Source organism: Myxococcota bacterium, assembly GCA_041389495.1.
In the GTDB taxonomy this organism is placed as follows: Bacteria; Myxococcota_A; UBA9160; order UBA9160; family UBA4427; genus JAWKRT01.
Map to the genome: position 1 here is coordinate 1 of JAWKRT010000001.1, position 18,777 is coordinate 18,777.

Consider the following 18,777-nt stretch of genomic DNA (forward strand, 5'->3'; position numbering starts at 1 on the left):
ACCCGTCTGCTGCCAGATCTCGGGGCCCGTGCTGCGGACGTGCCCGTTGCGGTTCGAGAGGTTGTCCCACTGGTTCGCGTAGAGGACGCCGCGCGGCTCCGTCTTCGCGAGCTCCTGCGCCATGCGCTCGGCCTGGTGGACGTAGTGCTCCGGGTTCTTGAACGGGACGGCGGGCACCTCGTGCACCTCGGCGCCGCACAGCCGGAGCATGTCCTTCTTCTCCTGGCTCTGCGTGTCGGGCATGAGGATGACGGTGCGGTAGCCGCGCGCGTTGCCGACGAGCGCGAGCCCGATGCCCGTGTTGCCGGCCGTGCCCTCGACGACGACGCCGCCCGGCTCGAGATCGCCGCGCTCCTCCGCGTCGAGGATCATGTAGAGCGCCGCGCGATCCTTCACCGAGCCGCCCGGGTTCAGGAACTCGGCCTTGCCGAGGATCGTGCAGCCCGTCTCCTCCGAGAGCTTGCGCAGCCGGATGAGCGGCGTGCTGCCGACGGTCTCGCAGAATCCATCGCGAATCATTCGGTGCTCCTCGGCGCGCGGCGCGGCGGCCGCGCAGCATACCCCACGGCCGCGCTCCGCTCAGCGGCCGCGGCGGAAGACGACGAGCCGCGAGGCGGCGAAGTTGAAGCCCATGCCCGCCGCGATTCCGATCGCCTGCGCGATCGACGCGGCTGGCAGCTCGACGGTCGCGAGCAGCGCGACGAGCACGGCGGCGTTCACCGCGAACCCGAGCAGCGACGCCGCGACGAAGCTCGCATAACGACGCAGCGAGAGCCCTGCGCGACCCGGCGCCCGCCCCCGGAACGTCCACAGCTCGTTCAGCGCGTAGTTCTGCGTGACGGCGACGCCGAACGCGCAGGCCGCGCCCGCGAGCGGCGGCGCGAAGGACGTCCGCGGCGCGTCGACGACGAGCCAGAACACGGCCAGGTTCGTCAGCGTCCCGAGCCCGCCGACGGCGGCGAAGCGCGCGAGGTCGCCGGCGGCGCCCCGTTCCGTCACGACGCCCCGTCGTCCGTTCCGTCGCTGCCGGGTCCGCTCTCGAGCGCGCGCTCGACGAGCGCGCGCGCGCCCTCGTCGAGCGGCAGCGCGCCCGCGAGCTCGCGCGCGCGCGTGCTCATCTTGCGGAGCGTCTTGCGCAGCACGTCGAGCGCCTTCGCCTCGTCGTCGAGCTTCGCGGCCGTCTCGACGAGCTGCGTCTCCAGGAAGACGAGGCAGAGCGCATCCTCGAAGGCCTGCGCTTCGGCGTCGCCGCGTCCGAGGCCCTCCTTGCGGAGGAGGGATTGCACGCGCGCGATCGCGGACTCCGGGTAGCCCTCTCGCGCGAGGATCTCGCCCGCGCGCGCGGCGTGGTGCGCCTGCAGCGCGCGCCGCCAGCGGTGGTAGCCGGCGCGGCCCATCGGGTGGCTCGCGCGCGGGATCGCCCAGCGCTCGAGGTGGTGTGCGCGCGCGGCGAGCACGAGCTCCTCGGACGGCGCATCGACGAGCCGCGCGACCCACGCGCTCGCGAGCTCGGCGTGCGCGAGCTCCTTCGGCCGGGGCTCGCCGCGCACGACGAGCGTGTGCGGGTCGGCGGCGTTCGCCGCGTCGATCGCCGCGATCGCGCGCCGGAGACGGTCGGTCGGTGCGGCGGGCACGTGGGGCGGGCTCCGCTCGCCGGGGGCCGCCGGTGCGCGCGCGGCGGCGCCGCCGCGACACGGTGGCGGTGCGCGGCGATCAGTAGGTGGGCACGTCGGGGTCGATGCGCTCGGACCAGGCGGTGATCCCGCCCGCGACGTTCCAGACGTCGTCGTACCCGAGCTGGCGCAGCGCGACGACGGCCTTCGCGCTGCGTCCCCCGAGCTTGCAGTGGACGACGACCTTCCGGTCGCGCGGGATGTCGGCGAGGCTCTGCGCGACGCGCGCGAGCGGGATGTTCACGCCGCCGAGCGTCGCGATCGCGACCTCGTGCGGCTCGCGCACGTCGAGCAGGAAGAAGTCCGCGCCCTCCTCGCGCAACCGCGCGAGGTCCTCGACCGTGATGTCCCAGTCGCTCTGTGCGTTCGCCATGCGGGCTCCTCAGCGCGCGAGGCGCGCGAGCAGCTCGTCGGCCGTCGCCGCCCGCTCTGCGCGCGCCACGAGGGCGAGCGGCTTGCGCGCATCGTCGGCGCCGCGGCGCTCGATCGCGCACGCGCCGAAGAGCGCCTCGAACACCGGCGTGCTCGCGGCCTTCGCGGCGGCGAACGCGTCGTCGTCGTTCGGGGCGACGAGTCGATCGAGCAGCTGCAGCTCGACTGCGTCGAGCGCGAAGCGCAGCCCCGTGCGGCCGTCGGCCTCGATCGCCTTCGCGCAGGCGATCGCCTTCGCGAGCGCATCCGGGAGGACGTCGGCGAGCGCAGCGCGGCCGTAGCGCTTGCGCACGGTGAGCAGGCCCGCGTGGCCGCCGACCGCGTCGAGCCCGTAGTCGACGTCGTGCCCGATCAGCACGATGCCCGGCCCGTTCGGCACGTGGGCGTAGTCGGCGACGTCGATCAGCAGGCCCGGCACGCTCGACTTCTGGATGAACTCGTGGAAGAGCGGCGTGAACGGAGCGAGGTCGACGGGCGCCGACGGGTCGGGCGCGACGAAGAGCTTGAGGGCGATGCGCTGCGGATGCATGGGTTCGCGGGTCTCCGGGGTACGAGCGAGGCGGGGGCTCGGTGCGCGCCGTCAGGCGCCGATCCGGACGGGGCCGTCGCCGCCCGCTCCGATCGCCTCGAGCGCGGCGAGCCGCGTCTCGCAGGCGTGGCACGCCTCGATGAAGAGCTGCGCCTCCTCGACGATCGCGGCCGCGAGGTCGCGCGTCACGTCGACGCGCCCGCGCGCGTGCCGGTCGAGCAGGTGCTGTCCGAACTTCCCCTTCGCGTACTTGTCGAAGAAGAGCTCGGTGTCGAAGAAGCGCCGCTTCCACTCGGCGACGATCTCCTCGGGCTTCTCGGTCACGTCGATGTACTGCATGCGCACGAGCGCGCGCGCGGCCGTGCACATCGCCGTGTACGCGAGCTCGTCGGCGCCGGCGAAGTCGCCTTCCTCGAGCGCGCACTGCGCGTCGAACGCCTGCGACTCGGCGCGCACCACCTCGATGCCGAACAGCGAGACGACCTCGCCCGCGCACTCGCCGACGCCGAGGTCGCCGATCGTGAACTCGCGCACGTCGCCCCAGTCGCTGTAGTAGCTCGGGTCCTCGTCGTAGGCGGGGATCTTCATGAACGGGTCGAGGAACTTGCGCACGTCGCGCTTGCCCACGCGCCCCACCCAGGTCTGGAAGTCCTCGCCCGGCTCGCGCTCGCGCACGAAGCGGTCGGTGAGCGCGTCGACGACGTCGGGCACGACGCGGCTCGGCACCGAGCCGACGGCGAGGCCGTAGGCGCCCGCGTTGTTCGTCCACTCCCCGCCGAGCACGACCTGGAAGTGCGGCACCGTGCGGCCGTCCGCCTTGCGCGAGTTGCCGTAGAAGCCGATGTCGGCGACGTGGTGCTGGCCGCAGCTGTTGAAGCAGCCGCTCACCTTCACGTGCAGCCCCTTCACGGCCTCGTCGAGCGAGGCGCTCTTCTCGGCGAGCCGCTTGCGCAGCACGCCGCCGACGCCGCGCGACGCGGCGATGCCGAGCTTGCACGTGTCGGTGCCGGGGCACGACGTGACGTCGACGATCGTCTGCGCGCCGGGCGCGGCGAGGCCGGCCGCTCGCAGCTCGGCGTAGAGCGCGGGGAGGTCGGCCTGCGGCACGAAGCGGAGCACGATGTTCTGCTCGACCGTCGTGCGCAGGTTGTCGCCCGCGAAGCTGCGCGCGATGTCGGCGAGCGCGCGCGTCTGCTCGGACGTCAGGTCGCCGAGCGGCAGGTTCAGCGTGACGACGACGTAGCCGTCCTGGCGCTGCGGCGTCACGTTCGTGCGCGCGAACTCGGCGAACCCGTCCGGGCCGTCGAGCTTCGCGGCGGGCGCGGCCGGGCGCGCGGGCTCGCCCTGCGTGTGCGGCATGTCGGCGAGGAAGGCGGTGTGGCGCGGGTCGTGCGGGAGCGCCGCGCGCTCCTCCTCGACGAGGCGCTGGAACTCCTCGATGCCGAGCTTCGCGACGAGGAACTTGATGCGCGCGCGCCCGCGGTTCTTCTTCTCGCCGAGCCGCGCGAAGACGCGCGCGACGGCCTGCATCTGCGGGAGCAGCTCCTCCTCGGGCGTGAACTCCGAGAGCGTCTTCGCCTGGTACGGGACGGTGCCGAGCCCGCCGCCGACCACCACCTTGAAGCCGCGCTTCCCGTCCTTCACGCGCGCGACGAAGCCCGCGTCGTGGAGCTGCACGAGGCCGCAGGCCTCCTGCTCGCAGCCCGAGAACGCGGGCTTGAACTTGCGGCCGAAGTCCTGGACGTCGGGGTGGCCGAGCAGGAAGCGCATCAGCGCGCTCGCGTAGGGCGAGACGTCGAACGCCTCGGTGCGGCACACGCCCGCGAGCGGGCACGCCGTCACGTTGCGCACGGAGTTGCCGCAGGCCTCGCGCGTCGTGATGTCGACGGCCGCGAGGCGCCGCATCATGTCGGGCGTGTCCTCGATGTGGACGAAGTGCAGCTGGACGTCCTGGCGCGTCGTGATGTGCAGGATGCCGTCGCTGTACTCCTCCGCGCAGTCGGCGAGCACCTCGAGCTGCTCGGGCGAGATGCCGCCGTACGGGATCTTGATGCGCTGCATGCCGGGCGCGTCCCAGACGGTGTCGGGCCCCTTCGTCGGGACGTCGGGGAAGGCGAGCGTGCGCTCCGTGATGCCGTCGTGGCGCTGGCCGGCGTCGTAGCGCTGTCCGTAGGCGCCGCGGCGCAGGCGCGTCTCGGCGAAGACCTTCTCGTCGATCTTCCCCTGCTTGCGCAGCTCGAGCTGGCTCTCGAAGTCGTCGATCTCCTGCGCCCAGCCCGTGTCCATGCGCTCGGCGAGGCGCTCGGCCCAGGTCGCGCCGGCCTTCGCGGGGGTGGAGTTCGGAGATGCGCCGTCGTGGGGCATGGCGGGTTCCTCGGATCCGCTTCGCGGCGTCGCGGGCGCTGTGCGGCGCGGGCGACGGGCGCGTTGCGGGACGTGTCGGGCGGTTCGATGCTGCGCTGCGACGCGGGACACTCGGCGACTCGCGCCCGGAAAGCCGCGACAGAACGGCGGTTTGCGGGCGGGGCGCGCGAAGGGCGGACGATACCGATCCGGGCGCGAGGCAGTCAAGCCAGATCCCGATGGCTCCCATCAGGAATGGAGGCGCGCAGCCGCGGCGCGCCGCCCTCGCGGCTGCGAGGGCAGCGCGGCGCGTTCGATCGACAGCGGCGTGGTGCGGAGCGCTACGATGCGGCGCTCGCAGCCGCCTCGCGCCCGCGTCCACGCGTGCGGCCGCGCGAGCAAGGGTCCACCCGTGAGCCTGTCCTCGTCAGTCCTGCCGCCTTCGCCCTCCGAGGCCCAGCACCTCGTGAAGGCCGCGGTCGAGGACGGCCGGCTCGAGCGCGGCGCGGCGCTGCGCCTGGCATCGGGGCTGCGCGACGCGGCCGTTCGCGAGGCCGTGCTCGAGGGCGCCTCCGAGAGCAAGCGCCGCGGCCACGGCGACCGCGTCTCGGTGAGCCGCAACATCTTCGTCCCGCTGACGAACCTCTGCCGCAACCGCTGCAGCTACTGCACGTTCGCGAAGCTCCCGGACTCGCCCGAGGCGAAGACCTACACGCTCGACGAGGTCGCCGACGAGGTGCGCGGCGGCGTCGCGACGGGTTGCATCGAGGCGCTCTTCTGCCTCGGCGACAAGCCCGAGGTCGCCTACCGCTCGTACCGCGACGAGCTCGCGTCGCGCGGGTTCGGGTCGACGACCGATCTGCTCGTCGAGGCCTGCCGGGTCGCGTTCGAGGGCGGGATGCTGCCGCACACGAACGCCGGGATCCTGTCCGCGGAGGACATGGAGCGGCTGCGTCCGTGGAACGCCTCGATGGGCCTCATGATGGAGACGACGAGCGAGCGCCTGCGCGGCAAGGGCATGCCGCACATGCACGCGCCGGACAAGGATCCGAAGGTCCGCATCCGCATGCACGAGGAGGCGGGCGAGCTCCGCATCCCGTTCACGTCGGGCATCCTGCTCGGGATCGGCGAGAACGACGAGGAGCGCGTCGACACCCTGCTCGCGCTGCGCGCGCTCGACGATCGCTTCGGTCACATCCAGGAGGTGATCGTCCAGCCGTTCCACCCGAAGCCCGGCACGAAGATGCGCGCCGCGCCGTCGCTCCCCGACGCGGTCGTCGCCGGCTGGGTCGCGCTCGCGCGGCTCGTGCTCGGGCCCGCGCAGAACGTGCAGGCGCCGCCGAACCTCGCGCCCGAGGTGCTGCCGCTGCTGCTGCGCTCCGGGCTCAACGACTGGGGCGGCGTCTCGCCCGTGACGGTCGACTTCATCAATCCCGAGGCGCCCTGGCCGGCGCTTCGCGCGCTGCGCGAGGCGACGGAGGGCGCGGGGCAGCGGCTCGTCGAGCGGCTGCCCGTGTATCCGAGGTTCATCCACGAGCGTCCCGGCTTCCTCGACGAGAGGGTCCGGGAGGCCATCGCGCGATTCGCGAACGACGCCGGCTTCGCGCGACGAACGACGCAGTCCGGAGAGGAGGCCGCCTAGCATGCTCGAGCGATTGTTCGACGATGTGTCCCACGAGGTCGCGGTGCTCCTCGACCGCGCGCTCGACGGCCGCGAGCTGTCGGCGGCGGACGCCGAGACGCTGCTGCTCGCGCAGGGCCCCGACCTGCACGCGCTGCTGCGCGCGGCCGACGTCGCGCGGCGCGCGGACAAGGGCGACGACGTCACCTACGTCGTGTGCCGCAACATCAACTTCACGAACGTCTGCTACGTGGGCTGCAGCTTCTGCGGCTTCGCGCGCCACCGCGAGGAAGCGGACGCCTACGACCACCCGATGCAGGTGCTGCTCGGCAAGTGCCGCGACGCCGTCGCGCGCGGAGCCACCGAGGTCTGCATCCAGGGCGGCATCCACCCGAGCAAGGACCACACGCACTACCGCGAGATCCTCGAGACCATCAAGGCCGAGTTCCCGCAGCTCCACATCCACGCGTTCTCGCCCGAGGAGATCGACTTCGGGCACCGCAAGAGCGGCATGCCGCTCGCCGAGTACCTGCGCTGGCTCGTCGACGCGGGGCTCGGAACGATGCCCGGCACGGCGGCCGAGATCCTCGACGACGAGGTGCGCAAGATCCTCTCGCCGAACAAGATCGGGCGCGAGCGCTGGATCGAGATCGTGACCACGGCCCACGAGGTGGGGCTGCGCTCGACGTCGACGCTGATGTACGGCCACATCGAGAAGCCGCACCACGTCGCCGCCCACCTCGAGACGCTTCGCGACATCCAGAAGCGCACGGGCCGCTTCGCGGACGGCGGCTTCACGGAGTTCGTGCCGCTCGGCTTCATCCACGAGCGCAACCTGCTCTACAACTTCATGGGCGCGCGCCCCGGGCCGTCGATGCCCGACGACCTCCGCATCATCGCGGTCGCGCGCCTCTTCCTGCGCCCGTGGATCGAGAACGTCCAGGTGTCGTGGGTGAAGATGGGGCCGAAGCTCGGACAGATGGGTCTGTCCTCCGGCGCGAACGACTTCGGCGGCACGCTGATGGAGGAGTCGATCAGCCGCGAGTCGGGCTCGGAGTTCGGCGAGAACACGCCGCCCGAGGAATTCCGCCGCCTCGTCCGCGAGCTCGGGCGCGTGCCGGTCGAGCGCAGCACGACCTACCGCGCGCTGCGCCGCTTCGACGACCCGTCGCTCGACCCGCCCTCGCTCGAGCCCGGCCGCGAGGCGAGCCTCGCGGGCCCGACGCGCTTCCGCGACGGCGTTCGCGCGCAGCGGCAGCTGCAGGCCGCGGGCTAGCTCGCCGGAGGCCCCGCGACGCGCTCGATGCTAGGCGGCGCCGTCCGACGACGCGGCGGCGTCGACCTCGTCGCGCACGAGGCGCACGAACGCCGGCCGCCGCACGGGCGCGGGCCCGCCTTCGAGCACCTCGCGCACGCGCTCGGACACGGCCTCGAGCTGGTAGCGCGCGGGCGCTCGCTCGAGCGCTCGGCGCTCGACCGCCGCGATCGCGTTGCGGACGGCGGGGTGCTCGCGGCCGAGCGCGCGGCCGATCTCGGCGAGCGAGGCGTCCGTGAAGCGGCGCGCCAGGAAGATCGCGAGCTGGCGAGGCACGAGCACGTCGCGCCGCCGCGACCGCGACGACAGCGCCTCGGGCGTCGTCTGGAAGAACTGCGCGACGATGCGGACGACGAGCTCCGGCGTCGGGCGCGGTCGGCGGGCGTCGGTGGCCGCGCCCTTCGCGGCGAGCACGTCGTGCACGAGGTCGGCGGTGATCGGACGTCGCAGCAGCGATGCGGTCGTCACCACCTGTGCGAGCGCGGCGTCGAGGTCGCGCACGCTGCCGGGGAACGCCTCGACGAGCAGGTCGACGCACTCGGCCGGAATGCCGACGCCGCCCGCGGCCGCCTTCGCCCGCACGATCTCCCGGCGGAGCGCCGGGTCGGGGGCCTCGATCGGCGCGACGAAGGCGCGCGCGACGAGGCCGCGGAGCTGGGGCTCGAGCCCGGTGAGCTCGTGCGGCGCGCGATCGCCCGTCAGCACGACGCGCCCGCCCGCATCGAGCAGCTGCTCGGCGGTGTGGAAGAGCTCCTCCTGCGTGCCGCGCTTGCCGGCGAGGAAGGCGACGTCGTCGACGACGAGCACGTCGCAGTGCTCGCGCAGCCTGCGCTTGAACGCCGGCATCGTCTTCGACTTCACCGCCGCGGTGAACGCATTCGTGAAGGCCTCGGCGGTCGTGTAGCGAGCGCGCTCGCGGATGCGCGCCTCGCTGCAGATCGCGCGCGCGAGGTGCGTCTTCCCCATGCCGGGAGCGCCGTGGAGGTAGAGGAGGCGCAGCGTGTCGTGGCGCGCGGTCGCGATCGAGAGCGCGGCCTCGCGAGCGAGCGCGTTCGCGGGGCCGACGGCGAAGTCGTCGAAGGTCGGCTCGGGCGCGACGCTCCGGCGCGCGCGCGGCTCGGCGGGCGTCGCGCGCAGCGCGAGGACGCGCCGCGGAGCCGGCGTCTCCTCCGGGAGTCCGGTCGTCGCCGACGTCGGTGCGACGCCGTCGTCGGGCCTGCGCTCCGGGGCGTGCGCGGGCGCGCTGCAGGCGCCGAGCACGGCGCGCGCACGGGCGCGCGCGCGGGCGCGCGCGTCCTCGCATCCGCCGACCTCGACGCGGACGCCGAGCGCGCGCCCGAGCTCCGCCCGCACGGCGGCGACGATGCGCGGAAGCAGCGAATCGCGAACGCGGTTTCGGTGGAACGCGGTCGGCGCCAGGAGTCGCAGCTCGTCGTCGCCCGGCTCGAGGACGAGCGGAGCGAGCCACGAGTCGAGCGCGAAGACGGGCACCTCCGCCGCGAGGCGGTGTAGAACGCCGTCCCAGACCTCGGGGGGAAAGGTCATGAGATCTCTTCGATTTTTCGGGTTTTTGGACGGTTCCGGCCACCTCTCACCAGATATCGCCGGGGCCGTCCGAAACGGAGCGGAGTATCCACAGGACCGGACGATCCCGCAAATTCGATTCTTCGCGAAAACGACACCCGAGCTACACACGCGCGGATCGCGGCGTTAGGCGCCCCACACCGTCGAGAACCGGCGTTTCGAAGCCCGAACGCGACGGGAATCCGCGAAGTTCGCTGGCGATGTGGAAGCGAGTTGGAGCGCGATTCGCGCGCGTCGCGCGCGGACGGGCACGAGAATGGAATCTACGGATTCCGACGAATTCCGACGATTTCCTCGCTCGTGGATGCCATGCGAGGAAGCGCGATGTTCACTGCAACACGCCCGACCCGGGCGAGTGGCCCGACGCCAGCTCGGCCAACCGGAAGCGCAGCAGACCGACGAGCTTTTCGTAGCGTTCGAGCACGCGGTCGGCCTCGAGCAGCCCCTGCTTCTCGGACGGCGCGAAGTCGATCGACTGCGCGAACGAGTTGACGAACTCCTCGTCGCCGAGCCGCTCGAACTGCTGGCGCGCGAAGGCCTCGATGCGGGCCGGCGCGATCCTCGCGAGCAGGTCGCGCATCGCCTGGAGCACGTCGTGGCGCGCGGCCGCGACGCCGGCGGCGTCCTCCTCCGGGTTCGAATCGGGAACGGACACGACGCGCGCGACGCGGTAGAGCCGCTCGCCGTCGGAAGGCTCCTCGTCGACGATGCGGAAGCGCGTCGTGCCGGCGAGCACGAGGTTGAACCGACCGCTCGGGAGCGCCTCGAGCTGCTCGATCACGCCCTCGCAGCCGACGTCGAAGAGCGGAGGGCTCCCGGACATTCCGGCGGTGTGGCTGGGGAGGACGACGGCCATGCCGATCGCGCGCACCCCCTCGTCGCCGGTCGCGTCGCGCACCATCTGCCGGTAGCGCGGCTCGAAGATGTGGAGCGGCACGCGGACGCGCGGGAAGAGGACGACGTTCTCGAGCGGGAAGAGCGCGAGCGGCCGGGGCTCGCCGGGCGGAGGCGCGGGCTGCGGCACGTCTTCCGTCATCGCGGCGAGGGTAGCTTCCGACCCGGCGATATCTCGCGGCCTTGACGCGCCCGTGCGGCGTCGGAAGACTCGCCCGGCGCGTGACGGGGCGAGTCCGGCGACAGCGCGAGAACCGGGAGACGATCGAGCGCCTCAACCGCGACGCGCTCGAGATCGCGCGTCGGTTCGCGCTGCGGTACCGCTGCATCGAGGCCGAGCGCGCCAACGTGAAGCGCCGCTACGGCATCTGCTACTCCGACGGCACGATCCGCATCCGCCTGCGCCACGCCACGAGCGGCGAGCTGCTCAAGTACTCGAGTCTCGTGAACACCCTGTGCCACGAGCTCGCGCACCTGCGTCACTTCGATCACAGCCCGCGCTTCCACCGCTTCTATCGCGAGCTGCTCGCGTGGGCGAAGCGGGCGCAGATCTACCGGCCCGCCCGCACAGCGCTCGTGGCGCCCGTCGTCGGCGCACCCGCTCCGCTGCGCGCGGCGCGCGACGTTCCGTCGCTTCGCGATGCCTGGGCTGCCGAGCGCGCGCGACGGGCCGCGAGCGAGGCACCGCCGCCCGCGGCGGCCTCGGGGTCGCGCGGTCCGGAGCAGCTGAGCTTGTTCGGGTAGGAGGGCGGCGACTACTCGGCGATCGCGTCGTAGTCTTCGAGCGTGTTGGGGCCCGAGACGACTTCGACCACGATGTTGTCGCACGCGATCGACTTGTCGAGCAGCTCGCGCAGCATGCCAGCGACGGTGAGCTCGTCGTACTCGGCGAGCGCATCTTCGAGCCCGCTGCCGGAGACGGTGAACTCCACGGTGGCCTTGATGCGGGCCTCTTTTGCTTCCGTGTCCATTCGGCTGTCTCCTGACCTCGGTGTCGGCGGTTACGGTGCCGCGATTCCCGACGGGGTTCCGGCGGCTCGGCGATTTCGCATCTCGAAGCCCGGAGTGGGGAGGGCTCGCGGACTCGCTCCGGCGCGAGGGTGGCGGTGGGCGGGGCCGCGACGTGCCGGGAGCGCGGGTCGATCGGGAAAGTCGCGCTAAGTACCTGATTCCAAAGGATAATTTAGCAACAGGGCGGGAAGGATACACCACGGTCTGGGGCCCGGCTATGGAAAAAGCGGTGGAAATCTGCGCGGATTCGGCGCGCTCTGCCCTCCGTCACCGCCCCTTGGTCGCATCGCGACGCGCCACGTCTTCGCGCGCGTACATCGCGATCAGCGCGGCCGAGCCGGCGAGGACCACCCCGAAGATCACGCGCGAGGCCTGGTGGAGGTGGGCGAAACGCTCGGCCGCGCCGGCCGGCGTCGCCGGTCCGAAGGTGCTCGGGCGCATCCCGCCGATCGCGGCCGTGATGCCGAACTCGGTGAAGGCGCAGAGCGCGGCCAGGACGGCGGCCGTCCACGCGAGCATGCGCCGCTCGCCCTGTGCGATCGCGATCGCAAACAGTGCGGTGCCGGCGACGAGCCCATAGAGATGGAGCGCCCGCAGCAGCGGGCTCACGAGTCGCCCGGCCTCGAGGCCGGACGGCAGGACGCGGAAGGCGATCGGTGCGACCGCGAACGCGAAGAGCGCCCACGACCCGAACCAGCCGCCGAGCAGCAGCCAGCGCAGGGTCCGCAGCCCGATGGCCGGCTCACGCCGCGGCACGGAGCCCCCGCGCCCCGTCGCGCGCACGGCGCCAGGCGGCGCGTCCTGCACTCGTCGTGCGCTCGCCCGGGCTCGCAGATCGTGCGCAGGAGCGCTCAAGCCCGGTGCGCGACGGCCGACAAGTGCGGGCAGCTGGATCGGAGTCGAGCCAGGGGGGGGAGACTCCGACGGGACGGCCCGGGACGATGAGTCCCGGGCCGCTTTCGTTTGCGCGGCCCGCCATCTCGCGAGTGCGACGCCGCCCGCTCAGCCGAGCGAGGCGGCATCGGCCGCCGGGTCGATCGGCTCGAGCGTCACCGGATCGAGCTTCCGCGACTGCAGCTCGCGCGCCGCGTCCTCGTCGGCGACGTCGCTGTGGCAGGCCGCCTTCGCGGCGCGCGCGCCGACCGCGGCGCGCGTCTTGCTCGCGAGCCGGTGGATCTCCGCCGGCGACAGCACGCCGCGCTGCTCGAGGATGGCGCGCTGCTCGCCCGTCAACGCGAGCGACACCTTCGGTGCGTCCCACGCGTACGCGGCCTCCTTGCCCGACGCGAACTCGACGATCTCCTTGCTGATGCGCACCGAGCACCAGTCGTGCCCGCACATCGCGCAGAAGTCGGTGTCGACGTCGAGATCCTCGTCGTGGTACGCGCGCGCGGTGTCCGGGTCGAACGACAGCTCGAAGTGCTTCTCCCAGTTGAGCGCGGCGCGCGCCTTCGTGAGCTCGTCGTCGCGGTCGCGCGCGCCCGGGATGCCGAGTGCGACGTCGGCCGCGTGCGCCGCGATCCGGTACGCGACGCAGCCCTGCTTGACGTCGTCCTTCTTGGGCAGGCCGAGGTGCTCCTTCGGCGTCACGTAGCAGAGCATCGCCGCGCCGTGGTACGCGGCGGCGGTCGCGCCGATCGCGCTCCCGATGTGGTCGTAGCCCGGGAAGATGTCGGTCACGAGCGGCCCGAGCACGTAGAACGGCGCCCCGTGGCACAGCTGCCGCTGCAGCTTCATGTTGAACTCGATCTGGTCGAACGGCACGTGACCCGGGCCCTCGACCATCACCTGGCAGCCGTGCCGCCACGCGCGCTCGGTGAGCTCGCCGAGCACCTGCAGCTCGCCGAGCTGCGCCGCGTCGGTCGCGTCCGCGAGCCCGCCCGGCCGCAGCCCGTCGCCGATCGAGAACGTCACGTCGAAGCGCCGCAGGACGTCGCAGATCTCGTCCCAGATCGCGTACATCAGGTTCTCGGCGCGGTGGTGGATCATCCACTTCGCGAGCAGCGAGCCGCCGCGCGACACGATGCCGATCGCGCGTTTCGCGACGAGCGGGAGGTGCTCGCGCAGCACGCCCGCGTGGATCGTGAAGTAGTCGACGCCCTGCCGCGCCTGGTGCTCGAGCGCCTCGAGCACGATCGCCGGCGTGAGGTCCTCGACCTTGCGGCCGAGGATCATCGAGTAGATGGGTACCGTGCCGATCGGCACGCGCGCGTTCGCGACGATGGCCTCGCGCGTCGCGTCGAGGTCGCCGCCCGTCGAGAGGTCCATCACGGTGTCGGCCTCCCAGCGCTCGGCCCACCGGAGCTTCTCGACCTCGGCATCCGTGCCGCTCGACACCGGCGACGCGCCCATGTTCGCGTTCACCTTCGTCTTGCTGGCGCGCCCGATCGCCATCGGGTCGAGCGCGTGCGCGAGGTGGACGCGGTTGGCCGGGATGACCATGCGGCCGCACGCGACCTCGTCGCGCACCTGCTCGGGCGTGAGGTGCGGCTCGCGCTCGGCGACGCGGCGCATCTCGGGCGTCACGACGCCGAGCCGCGCGTGCTCGAGCTGCGTCACGGGCGCGAACCCGGGCGGCGGGTCGAAGCGGTAGGCGTTCTCGGGCGCGAGCGGGCCGGCCTGCGGCGCGGGCTCGGCGCGGCGCGTGCCGTCGGCGCGCTCCGTCCAGCCCGGCGGCATGAAGTCCCAGGCCGTCTTCTCCGAGGGCGCGGGCATGCCCGGCGTGTCGGGCGAGCTGAAGGTGCGCGCGCCGCCGACCTCCGCGCGGTTCGCGAAGCTGCCGGGCGTCGTGCCGACCCCGCGCGACGAAGGGTTGCCGCCCACCGCGGGCAGCGCGTACGACGCGGAGCGCGGGGACGGTGCGGGAGCGGTGCGGTCGCGGGACATGGCGGCCCTCCTCTGCGCCGCGCCGCCGCCGCGCGCGCTGCTCGCGGGAGAGCGCGCGGGGGAGGGGCGGGCGCGGCGTGCAACGGAGCGCCGCGAGGCGGTGCCAGCCGAGCCCTTCCCTACGCTCGCCGGCCTCGCGCGCGCCGAGCGCCGCGTGGACGGCCGAGATCAGGTTCGAGGAGTGTGCTCTCAGGCCCGCGCCGCGCCCTGCGAGCGCGCCGGACCACCCCCGGGCTCCGTCGTCGGCGGAGACTATCACGCGGTGCGTGGCCATGCCGCGACGCGGTCACGTACAGTTGCGCGCCTCGCACGAGCGGACACCGACGGGAGAGACGACATGGCAGCAGCAGCGGGCGCGGCGCGCTTCGAGGGCAGGGTCGCGCTGATCACGGGAGCGGCATCGGGCATGGGGCGCGCGTGCGCGCTCCTCTTCGCGCGCGAGGGCGCGTCGGTGTTCGGGCTCGACATCAACGAGAAGGGCCTGGCCGAGACGGCGGCGCTCGTGAGCGAGGCGGGCGGGAAGTTCGAGGGCGCGGTGTTCGACGTCTCGCGCCAGGGCGAGTGCGCCGCCGCCGTCCAGCGCGCCGTCGACGCGTTCGGGAAGCTCGACGTGCTGCTGAACGTCGCCGGCATCGCCCCGCTCGGCCACATGAAGGACGTGACCGAGGAGCAGTGGAACCGCGTGCTCGGCGTCAACACGTCGAGCGTCTTCTTCCTGTCGCAGGCCGCGATGCCGCACCTGCTCGCGAGCCAGGGGAACATCGTCAACGTCGCGTCGAACGCCGGCCTCATGGGGCAGGCCTACAGCGTGCCCTACTGCGCGAGCAAGGGCGCGGTCGTCAACATGACCCGCGCGATGGCGATGGAGTTCATGAAGTCGCGCGTCCGCATCAACTGCGTGTGCCCGGCCGGCACGAAGACGGCCATCACGGCGAACGCCTCGCTCCCCGAGGACGTGAACCCGCAGCTGCTCGGCCGCTTCGTCGGCATGCGCGGCATGTCGGACGCCGAGGAGATCGCCGAGGCGATCGCGTTCGTCGCCTCCGACGCGGCCAGGAGCTTCCACGGCAGCATCCTGAGCGTCGACCGCGGCGTGACGGCCGGCTGATGCGACGCGCCGGCCAGGAGGTGCGCCGACGGCAGACGTCCGCGTCGCGCGTGGCGGCGCTCGCGTTCGCGCTCGTGGCGGCGTTCGCGCTCGCCGCGTGCGACCGCAACGTCGAGCCGTTCGACCCCGACGAGCAGCCCTCGCAGCCCGACCTCGCGCGCATCTTTCCCGAGGCGGAGAGCGCCGGCGGCCCGGGCGGCGCGAGCGCGGCGCCCGCGATGCCGCCCGCGCCGGGGGGTGCGACGCGCGGCAACGCGGCGAACGGTGCGGCCGGCGCGCAGGGCGCGGGCGCGCCCATCCGCGGCCGCGTCGAGGTCGCCGAGGCCGCGCGCGGCGCGGCGCCCGCGCGCGCCACGCTGTTCGTGATCGCGCGTCGCGCGGGCGCGGCCGGCGGCCCGCCGCTCGCCGTGCTCCGCCTTCCCGACCCGACCTTCCCGCTCGACTTCGAGATCGGCCCCGAGAACGCGATGATCGCCGGCATGCCCTTCGCCGGGGACATCGCGCTCACCGCGCGCCTCGACGCCGACGGCGACGCGATGACGCGCGGGCCGAGCGACCTCACCGGCGCGCTCGCGAGCCCCGTCCAGCCCGGCGCGACCGGCGTGCGGATCGAGCTCGGAGCGGCCGCGCCGTAGACCGGGGACTGGCGTCGCGGCGCGCGCCGCGACCGGAGGTGGCTCATGTCGCATCGATCGATCGCGCGCGCGGGAGTGCTCGCCCTGACGTGCGCCGCCCTCGCGCGGCCGGCGCACGCCGGCCTCGCCGACGCGCCGCCGCTGCTCGGCGGCACGACGAAGGCGAAGCACGTCTTCTCGATCCCGGGCGTCACCGCGAACGCCGATCTCGGGACGGTCGTGATGTGCACGTCGCTCGAGAAGAGCAAGCCGATCGCGATCGCCGTCGAGGTGTTCGCGGAGGACGGCACGGTGACGGCGAACGACGTCACGCTCGGAGAGGGCGTCGTCGCGAACGTCGCGCCGAGCCAGACGGTGACGTTCGAGATCGCCATCGACGACATGCTGCCGGAGATCATCGCCACGACGAAGGACGCCGCGATCCTGGCTCCCGGCGACGTCACGCACGGCAGCGCGCGCGTGCTGTCGACGTCGACGAAGCTCATGTGCACCGCCGGCGTGCTCGACCGCGCGAGCGTCGCGCCGACGGGCATGCTCTCGCTGCAGGTGATCGCGAAGACGAAGCAGAAGGGGAACTAGCGCCGCGCGCTCAGACGCCGGCGACCGAGAGCTGCTCGAGGGTGTCGAGCGCGGCGTTCGTTCCCGCGACGACGAGCGCGTCGCCCTCGCGCACGACGTCGGCGGCACCCGGCACGCGCACGTGCTTGCCGCCGATCTCGCGGATCAGGACGACCTGCACGCCGAGGCGCTGCCGGAGGTCGAGGTCGGACAGCGAGCGCCCGAACGCCGACGGCGGCGCGACGATCTGCTGCAGCGCGTAGCCGGCGCCGAGGTGCACGCGGCCGCCCTGCGCCACCGCGCTCACGTTGGCCGAGAGGCCGCCCGCGAGATCGCGGCGCATCATCTCGCGCCCGTGCGCCTCGACGACCGCGCGCTCCCGCAGCGTCGCGACGATCTTCGTCGGGTCGTCCTCGGCGACGACCGCGATCTCGTCCATGCGCGACGCCGTGAACAGGCGCGAGGCGAGGTCGAGGTCGTCGCTCGGCTTGAGCACGGGCTTGCGCTCGACGAGGTCGCCCGCGACGACGACGCCCGAGAGCGCCTCGCGGTCGTAGATGAGCCGCCGCACCTCGTCGAGCGAGATCGCGCCGAGCAGCCGGCCGCCCTCGTCGACGACGAAGAACTGCGAGTGGTGGCTCTGCACGACGAGGTCGAGCAGCGCCTCGAAGCGCGCGTTCGCCGGCACGACCTCGGGCTCGGGCTGCATCTCGTCGCGCACGAACAGCTGCTTCAGCGCGTTCGGATCGTCCTGCGTGAAGATGTCGACGCCCTGGCGCCGCAGCTTCGTCGTGTAGATCGAGTCGCGCGAGAGCCGCTGCGACACCACCGTCGACAACACGCACGCCGCCATGAGCCCGGGGATGATGTCGATCGTCTGCGTCATCTCGAAGATGATCAGGATCGCGCTGATCGGCGCGTGCGTCGTCGCCGCGACGACGGCGCCCATCGTGACGAGCGCGTAGGCGCCCGAGGTCGCGGTCGCGTCGGGGAACCACGCGTGGATGTAGTGGCCGAGGAAGCCGCCGGTCATCGCACCGAGGAACAGCGACGGCGCGAACACGCCGCCCGAGCCGCCCGACGCGAGCGTGAGCGACGTCGCCACGAGCTTGCCCACGAGCAGCGCGCCGAGCGTGCCCGCGGCGAGCTTCCCGGCGAGCGCCGCGCCGACCGACGTGTACCCGACGCCGTACACCTGCGGCAGCGCGAGCGCGACGAGCCCGGTGAGCGCGCCGCCGAGCGCCGCCTTCCCCCACTCGGGCAGCGGCACGGCGGCGAAGCGGTCCTCGGTGAACGAGAGGGTGCGGATGAACGCGACGCCGACCAGGCCCGCGACGACGCCTGCCACCATGTACGGGAACACCTCGAGCGGGCTCACGATCTCGTACGGCGGCACCGGGAAGGCGGCGTGGTTGCCGAGCGCCCAGCGCGACACGATGGTCGCGACGACGGACGCGATGACGATCGGGCTGAAGTTCGAGACGCCGAAGTCGCCGACGACGATCTCCGCGGCGAAGAGCGCGCTCGCGATGGGCGCGTTGAACGTCGCCGAGAGGCCGGCGGCCGCGCCGCACGCGACGAGCGTCCGCAGCTCGCGCACCTTGAGCCCGAGCAGCTGGCCGAGCGTCGAGCCCATCGACGCGCCGATCTGGACGATCGTGCCCTCGCTGCCGGCCGAGCCGCCCGAGCCGATCGTGATCGCCGAGGTCAGCGCCTTGAGCCCCGCGATGCGCGGGCGGATGATGCCGCCGCGGAGCGCGACGGCCTTCATCACCTCGGGCACGCCGTCGCCGCGGGCCTCGCGCGCGAAGAGCCACACGAGCGGCCCGACGACCGCGCCGCCGATCGCGGGAATCGCGATGCGCCACGTCCACGCGAGCTCGCGCGCGGGGGCGATCGGATCCTCCGCCTCGCGCAGGAGCCCCGCGTCGAGCATGGCGCCGAGGCCGTCCAGGCCCTCGAACGCGAAGGCGGTGACGGCGCGGATCATGAGCCGGAAGAGCAGCGCGCCGATCGCGCCGGCGAGCCCGACCGCGATCGCGAGCGCGACGAGGACGAGGTGCTTGTCGCGCTGGGACGCGGGGGCTCCGTGTGCGTGCGCGATGACGAGCCCCCTTCGACGCGGCGCGCCGGCGGCGCGCGCCGAGGCTAGCAGCTCGCGATCGCGAGCGGAGCGGCTGCTAGGTTC

The 18,777-nt window shown here is 73.1% G+C and carries 18 protein-coding genes; 6 read left to right on the forward strand and 12 right to left on the reverse strand.

All coding sequences use genetic code 11. From position 1 onward, the window contains the following. The 6 genes from R3E88_00005 to R3E88_00030 all read right to left on the reverse strand — a co-directional run. Positions 1–519 (reverse strand): pyridoxal-phosphate dependent enzyme (locus R3E88_00005; GenBank protein MEZ4214831.1); only part of this gene is annotated, 519 nt, incomplete at its 3' end. 60 nt (positions 520–579) lie between these two features. Further along, entirely contained in the window at positions 580–999 is a 420-nt protein-coding gene (locus tag R3E88_00010; GenBank protein ID MEZ4214832.1) for a GtrA family protein, read from the reverse strand. Beyond that, complete coding sequence (locus R3E88_00015; protein ID MEZ4214833.1) at positions 996–1,634, reverse strand: DUF4202 domain-containing protein; 639 nt, start codon at positions 1,632–1,634, stop codon at positions 996–998. Before R3E88_00015 ends, R3E88_00010 begins: the two co-directional genes overlap by 4 nt. 79 nt (positions 1,635–1,713) lie before the next feature. Further along, a complete protein-coding gene (locus tag R3E88_00020) occupies positions 1,714–2,046 on the reverse strand; it encodes a rhodanese-like domain-containing protein (GenBank protein ID MEZ4214834.1) in 333 nt (110 codons plus the stop codon). Between the two features lie 9 nt (positions 2,047–2,055). Next, positions 2,056–2,634, reverse strand: coding sequence for a hypothetical protein (locus R3E88_00025; GenBank protein MEZ4214835.1), 579 nt, complete (start codon positions 2,632–2,634; stop codon positions 2,056–2,058). 51 nt (positions 2,635–2,685) lie between these two features. Continuing rightward, positions 2,686–4,998 (reverse strand): nitrite/sulfite reductase, encoded by a 2,313-nt coding sequence (locus R3E88_00030; protein ID MEZ4214836.1) that lies wholly within the window; start codon positions 4,996–4,998, stop codon positions 2,686–2,688. A gap of 391 nt (positions 4,999–5,389) precedes the next feature. Here R3E88_00030 and cofG point away from each other — a divergent pair, with 391 nt between their 5' ends. Together cofG and cofH are read left to right on the forward strand one after the other, a co-directional pair. Then, entirely contained in the window at positions 5,390–6,619 is a 1,230-nt protein-coding gene (gene cofG / locus R3E88_00035) for a 7,8-didemethyl-8-hydroxy-5-deazariboflavin synthase CofG (protein MEZ4214837.1), read from the forward strand. 1 nt (position 6,620) lies between these two features. Beyond that, on the forward strand, positions 6,621–7,874 hold the full coding sequence (gene cofH, locus R3E88_00040) for a 5-amino-6-(D-ribitylamino)uracil--L-tyrosine 4-hydroxyphenyl transferase CofH (protein MEZ4214838.1): 1,254 nt from the start codon (positions 6,621–6,623) through the stop codon (positions 7,872–7,874). Positions 7,875–7,904: 30 nt separating this feature from the next. Here cofH and R3E88_00045 read toward each other — a convergent pair whose 3' ends face one another. Continuing rightward, positions 7,905–9,458: a DnaA/Hda family protein gene (locus tag R3E88_00045; GenBank protein ID MEZ4214839.1), complete on the reverse strand. Its 1,554-nt coding sequence runs from the start codon at positions 9,456–9,458 to the stop codon at positions 7,905–7,907. A gap of 367 nt (positions 9,459–9,825) precedes the next feature. Then, on the reverse strand, positions 9,826–10,533 hold the full coding sequence (locus R3E88_00050) for an LON peptidase substrate-binding domain-containing protein (protein MEZ4214840.1): 708 nt from the start codon (positions 10,531–10,533) through the stop codon (positions 9,826–9,828). 80 nt (positions 10,534–10,613) lie between these two features. Between R3E88_00050 and R3E88_00055 the strand changes: the two genes are divergently transcribed. Beyond that, positions 10,614–11,135, forward strand: a complete 522-nt coding sequence (locus R3E88_00055) for a M48 family metallopeptidase (protein ID MEZ4214841.1) — start codon at positions 10,614–10,616, stop codon at positions 11,133–11,135. A gap of 11 nt (positions 11,136–11,146) precedes the next feature. On the opposite strand, the gene R3E88_00060 is transcribed toward R3E88_00055, so the two are convergent. The 3 genes from R3E88_00060 to thiC all read right to left on the reverse strand — a co-directional run bounded on the left by R3E88_00060 (position 11,147) and on the right by thiC (position 14,117). Then, the gene (locus R3E88_00060; GenBank protein MEZ4214842.1) at positions 11,147–11,362 is read right to left on the reverse strand and encodes a hypothetical protein; all 216 of its coding nucleotides are present in this window, start codon (positions 11,360–11,362) and stop codon (positions 11,147–11,149) included. Between the two features lie 307 nt (positions 11,363–11,669). Further along, the gene (locus tag R3E88_00065; GenBank protein MEZ4214843.1) at positions 11,670–12,158 is read right to left on the reverse strand and encodes a DUF4149 domain-containing protein; all 489 of its coding nucleotides are present in this window, start codon (positions 12,156–12,158) and stop codon (positions 11,670–11,672) included. A gap of 246 nt (positions 12,159–12,404) precedes the next feature. Then, positions 12,405–14,117: a phosphomethylpyrimidine synthase gene (gene thiC / locus R3E88_00070; protein MEZ4214844.1), complete on the reverse strand. Its 1,713-nt coding sequence runs from the start codon at positions 14,115–14,117 to the stop codon at positions 12,405–12,407. A 508-nt stretch (positions 14,118–14,625) separates the two neighbouring features. Here thiC and R3E88_00075 point away from each other — a divergent pair. Genes R3E88_00075 through R3E88_00085 form a run of 3 tightly spaced genes read left to right on the forward strand, consistent with a single transcriptional unit; the run spans position 14,626 to position 16,610 of the window. After that, positions 14,626–15,396 carry an SDR family oxidoreductase gene (locus R3E88_00075; GenBank protein ID MEZ4214845.1) on the forward strand — a complete coding sequence of 257 codons (771 nt, stop codon included), beginning with the start codon at positions 14,626–14,628 and terminating at the stop codon, positions 15,394–15,396. After that, complete coding sequence (locus tag R3E88_00080; GenBank protein ID MEZ4214846.1) at positions 15,396–16,031, forward strand: hypothetical protein; 636 nt, start codon at positions 15,396–15,398, stop codon at positions 16,029–16,031. Before R3E88_00075 ends, R3E88_00080 begins: the two co-directional genes overlap by 1 nt. 45 nt (positions 16,032–16,076) lie before the next feature. Further along, complete coding sequence (locus tag R3E88_00085) at positions 16,077–16,610, forward strand: hypothetical protein (protein MEZ4214847.1); 534 nt, start codon at positions 16,077–16,079, stop codon at positions 16,608–16,610. A gap of 10 nt (positions 16,611–16,620) precedes the next feature. Here the strand turns inward: R3E88_00085 and R3E88_00090 are convergent, their stop codons facing one another. Beyond that, on the reverse strand, positions 16,621–18,579 hold the full coding sequence (locus R3E88_00090; protein ID MEZ4214848.1) for a chloride channel protein: 1,959 nt from the start codon (positions 18,577–18,579) through the stop codon (positions 16,621–16,623). Positions 18,580–18,777: the final 198 nt, after the last annotated feature.

What these genes read in the sequence shown, in the direction of transcription:
- R3E88_00020 (MEZ4214834.1), bottom strand. Translation starts at nt 2,046, where the DNA reads ATGGCGAACGCACAGAGCGACTGGGACATCACGGTCGAGGACCTCGCG.
- R3E88_00025 (MEZ4214835.1), bottom strand. Translation starts at nt 2,634, where the DNA reads ATGCATCCGCAGCGCATCGCCCTCAAGCTCTTCGTCGCGCCCGACCCG.
- R3E88_00030 (MEZ4214836.1), bottom strand. Translation starts at nt 4,998, where the DNA reads ATGCCCCACGACGGCGCATCTCCGAACTCCACCCCCGCGAAGGCCGGC.
- cofH (MEZ4214838.1), top strand. Translation starts at nt 6,621, where the DNA reads ATGCTCGAGCGATTGTTCGACGATGTGTCCCACGAGGTCGCGGTGCTC.
- R3E88_00045 (MEZ4214839.1), bottom strand. Translation starts at nt 9,458, where the DNA reads ATGACCTTTCCCCCCGAGGTCTGGGACGGCGTTCTACACCGCCTCGCG.
- R3E88_00050 (MEZ4214840.1), bottom strand. Translation starts at nt 10,533, where the DNA reads ATGACGGAAGACGTGCCGCAGCCCGCGCCTCCGCCCGGCGAGCCCCGG.
- R3E88_00060 (MEZ4214842.1), bottom strand. Translation starts at nt 11,362, where the DNA reads ATGGACACGGAAGCAAAAGAGGCCCGCATCAAGGCCACCGTGGAGTTC.
- thiC (MEZ4214844.1), bottom strand. Translation starts at nt 14,117, where the DNA reads ATGCCCGCGCCCTCGGAGAAGACGGCCTGGGACTTCATGCCGCCGGGC.
- R3E88_00075 (MEZ4214845.1), top strand. Translation starts at nt 14,626, where the DNA reads ATGGCAGCAGCAGCGGGCGCGGCGCGCTTCGAGGGCAGGGTCGCGCTG.
- R3E88_00080 (MEZ4214846.1), top strand. Translation starts at nt 15,396, where the DNA reads ATGCGACGCGCCGGCCAGGAGGTGCGCCGACGGCAGACGTCCGCGTCG.
- R3E88_00085 (MEZ4214847.1), top strand. Translation starts at nt 16,077, where the DNA reads ATGTCGCATCGATCGATCGCGCGCGCGGGAGTGCTCGCCCTGACGTGC.
- R3E88_00090 (MEZ4214848.1), bottom strand. Translation starts at nt 18,579, where the DNA reads ATGATCCGCGCCGTCACCGCCTTCGCGTTCGAGGGCCTGGACGGCCTC.